Origin of the sequence: Flavobacterium sp. LM5 (assembly GCF_002017945.1) — a bacterium.
Lineage (GTDB): Bacteria > Bacteroidota > Bacteroidia > Flavobacteriales > Flavobacteriaceae > Flavobacterium > Flavobacterium succinicans.
The window spans coordinates 1-3,008 of record NZ_MUFX01000008.1 but is presented as its reverse complement, the minus strand read 5'-3'; the positions used below and the strand labels follow the sequence as shown (position 1 = coordinate 3,008).

Genomic DNA, 3,008 nt, shown 5'->3' with positions numbered 1-3,008 from the left:
GAAAAGACACAGCCGACATCAACCAGACGTTTTGCAACTGAAAAGATAATTATGAGCTAGCGAGCGTGCCGACGCAAATCAAGCTCGGAATCTGACAGCGAAATGTGAAAGACAAGCAAATGTGAATCACTTTGCGGAAAACAGAAAGCGGAAAATTTTTTCGTTTTTTTTTTGAGTTTTAATGGAAAAACATCATTCTGACGACAAACAGCAAACGGAAAAGCGACCAAAATTGAAACGTGGAAAAGTTGCTGACATTGGGCTGGAAAATTGGAAAGGATGAACTTTGGTGCTTTTCAGACGTGTCGCAACGCTGCATAACACACGTTACACGCGATTTGGGCATTTGGCTTTATCTGAAAATTGGTTTTGTATTTGGAAGTTTTGGCTTATCCGAAAAATAACGCTACTTTAGACCCAAACCGCGTGTAGCGCGGGAACGTTATAGGGCAGTTGAGCCGAAATTACGCAGGCAAATCCAATTTGAAAATAAACAGTTATTTCCGCCGCACGTTTACAAAGCAGAAGCGTGAAAATTGGAAGAGCCAGCAAACGTTAAAAATAGGATTCTAACGACAAGCAGACGAAAATCTGAAGTGTGAAAACGGAAGTATGAAAACGTAAGTGTGAAAATTGGACTTTGCCAACAGAAGCGTGAAAAGCTGAAGTGTGAAAAACGAAACTTACCAAACAAAACTTGAAAAGCAGGCTCTAAAGAAAGTGAACAGACGAAGCAAACCTGAAATTGATTCACGCCTACTCTAACGTGAAAAATGAAAAAGTGTGAAAGCTGGAATTGACCAACAGAAGCGTGAAAAATTTGCGGTTTAATAGTAATTTCGACTAAACAACCGCCCTATAACACACGCTACAAGCAAGCTGGGCAATTGGTTTAATTTGAAAATAGTTTGTACTTGATACATTTGTTTTTAACCGAAAGATTACGCATCTTTAATCCCAGCCTGCGTGTAGCGCGGGAACGTTATAGGGCAGTTGAGCCGAAATTCGTAAATTCAATAACTTAATGCAACATTTTTAATTTTTTAAATTTGTTGTATATGGAAAAGAAACGTAACAGATTAACCTTTGCAGAGCGTGTTATAATCGAGACTTTACTATCCGAAAAGAAGTCAATTTTATATATCGCTAGACAATTAGATCGTAACAGGAGTTCGATCCACAGAGAAGTCAAAAAATGGATTCGTATTCCTAGTGATAAATACCAAGCACATCTTGCCGATTTTTGCGCTAAAGAAGAGTATTTAAACAAAAGAAATCTTGACAAAATAAATACTCATTTTAGGCTAAAAGTGTTTGTATATAGAGGATTACTCAATGATCACTCACCGGAACAAATCGCAGGAAGTATCAAAGATTTATATCCAAATGACCCCATAATGTCTATTTCATATGAAGCAATATATAAGCATATTTACAAGCATAGACAATCTAGATTAGGAAGAAAATTAATCAAACTACTACCCTACAGCCATTCAAAAGAAGAAATAATAAGAGATTTGGCTCTAGGGTAGTAGTTTGATTAATTTTCTTCCTAATCTAGATTGTCTATGCTTGTAAATATGCTTATATATTGCTTCATATGAAATAGACATTATGGGGTCATTTGGATATAAATCTTTGATACTTCCTGCGATTTGTTCCGGTGAGTGATCATTGAGTAATCCTCTATATACAAACACTTTTAGCCTAAAATGAGTATTTATTTTGTCAAGATTTCTTTTGTTTAAATACTCTTCTTTAGCGCAAAAATCGGCAAGATGTGCTTGGTATTTATCACTAGGAATACGAATCCATTTTTTGACTTCTCTGTGGATCGAACTCCTGTTACGATCTAATTGTCTAGCGATATATAAAATTGACTTCTTTTCGGATAGTAAAGTCTCGATTATAACACGCTCTGCAAAGGTTAATCTGTTACGTTTCTTTTCCATATACAACAAATTTAAAAAATTAAAAATGTTGCATTAAGTTATTGAATTTACGAATTTCGGCTCAACTGCCCTATAACGTTCCCGCGCTACACGCAGGCTGGGATTAAAGATGCGTAATCTTTCGGTTAAAAACAAATGTATCAAGTACAAACTATTTTCAAATTAAACCAATTGCCCAGCTTGCTTGTAGCGTGTGTTATAGGGCGGTTGTTTAGTCGAAATTACTATTAAACCGCAAATTTTTCACGCTTCTGTTGGTCAATTCCAGCTTTCACACTTTTTCATTTTTCACGTTAGAGTAGGCGTGAATCAATTTCAGGTTTGCTTCGTCTGTTCACTTTCTTTAGAGCCTGCTTTTCAAGTTTTGTTTGGTAAGTTTCGTTTTTCACACTTCAGCTTTTCACGCTTCTGTTGGCAAAGTCCAATTTTCACACTTACGTTTTCATACTTCCGTTTTCACACTTCAGATTTTCGTCTGCTTGTCGTTAGAATCCTATTTTTAACGTTTGCTGGCTCTTCCAATTTTCACGCTTCTGCTTTGTAAACGTGCGGCGGAAATAACTGTTTATTTTCAAATTGGATTTGCCTGCGTAATTTCGGCTCAACTGCCCTATAACGTTCCCGCGCTACACGCGGTTTGGGTCTAAAGTAGCGTTATTTTTCGGATAAGCCAAAACTTCCAAATACAAAACCAATTTTCAGATAAAGCCAAATGCCCAAATCGCGTGTAACGTGTGTTATGCAGCGTTGCGACACGTCTGAAAAGCACCAAAGTTCATCCTTTCCAATTTTCCAGCCCAATGTCAGCAACTTTTCCACGTTTCAATTTTGGTCGCTTTTCCGTTTGCTGTTTGTCGTCAGAATGATGTTTTTCCATTAAAACTCAAAAAAAAAAACGAAAAAATTTTCCGCTTTCTGTTTTCCGCAAAGTGATTCACATTTGCTTGTCTTTCACATTTCGCTGTCAGATTCCGAGCTTGATTTGCGTCGGCACGCTCGCTAGCTCATAATTATCTTTTCAGTTGCAAAACGTCTGGTTGATGTCGGCTGTGTCTT

2 protein-coding genes are annotated in these 3,008 nt (G+C 37.2%); one reads left to right on the top strand and one right to left on the bottom strand.

Annotated features, from left to right (window positions below; genetic code table 11):
• The first annotated feature begins 1,058 nt into the window (after positions 1 to 1,058).
• A complete protein-coding gene (locus BXU11_RS15900) occupies positions 1,059 to 1,532 on the top strand; it encodes a helix-turn-helix domain-containing protein (RefSeq protein WP_078213248.1) in 474 nt (157 codons plus the stop codon).
• Here the strand turns inward: BXU11_RS15900 and BXU11_RS15895 are convergent.
• Positions 1,524 to 1,952 carry a helix-turn-helix domain-containing protein gene (locus BXU11_RS15895; protein WP_078213247.1) on the bottom strand — a complete coding sequence of 143 codons (429 nt, stop codon included), beginning with the start codon at positions 1,950 to 1,952 and terminating at the stop codon, positions 1,524 to 1,526. The two genes, BXU11_RS15900 and BXU11_RS15895, sit on opposite strands and share 9 nt — an antisense overlap.
• Between the last annotated feature and the right edge of the window lie 1,056 nt (positions 1,953 to 3,008).

What these genes read in the sequence shown, in the direction of transcription:
- BXU11_RS15900 (WP_078213248.1), top strand. Translation starts at nt 1,059, where the DNA reads ATGGAAAAGAAACGTAACAGATTAACCTTTGCAGAGCGTGTTATAATC.
- BXU11_RS15895 (WP_078213247.1), bottom strand. Translation starts at nt 1,952, where the DNA reads ATGGAAAAGAAACGTAACAGATTAACCTTTGCAGAGCGTGTTATAATC.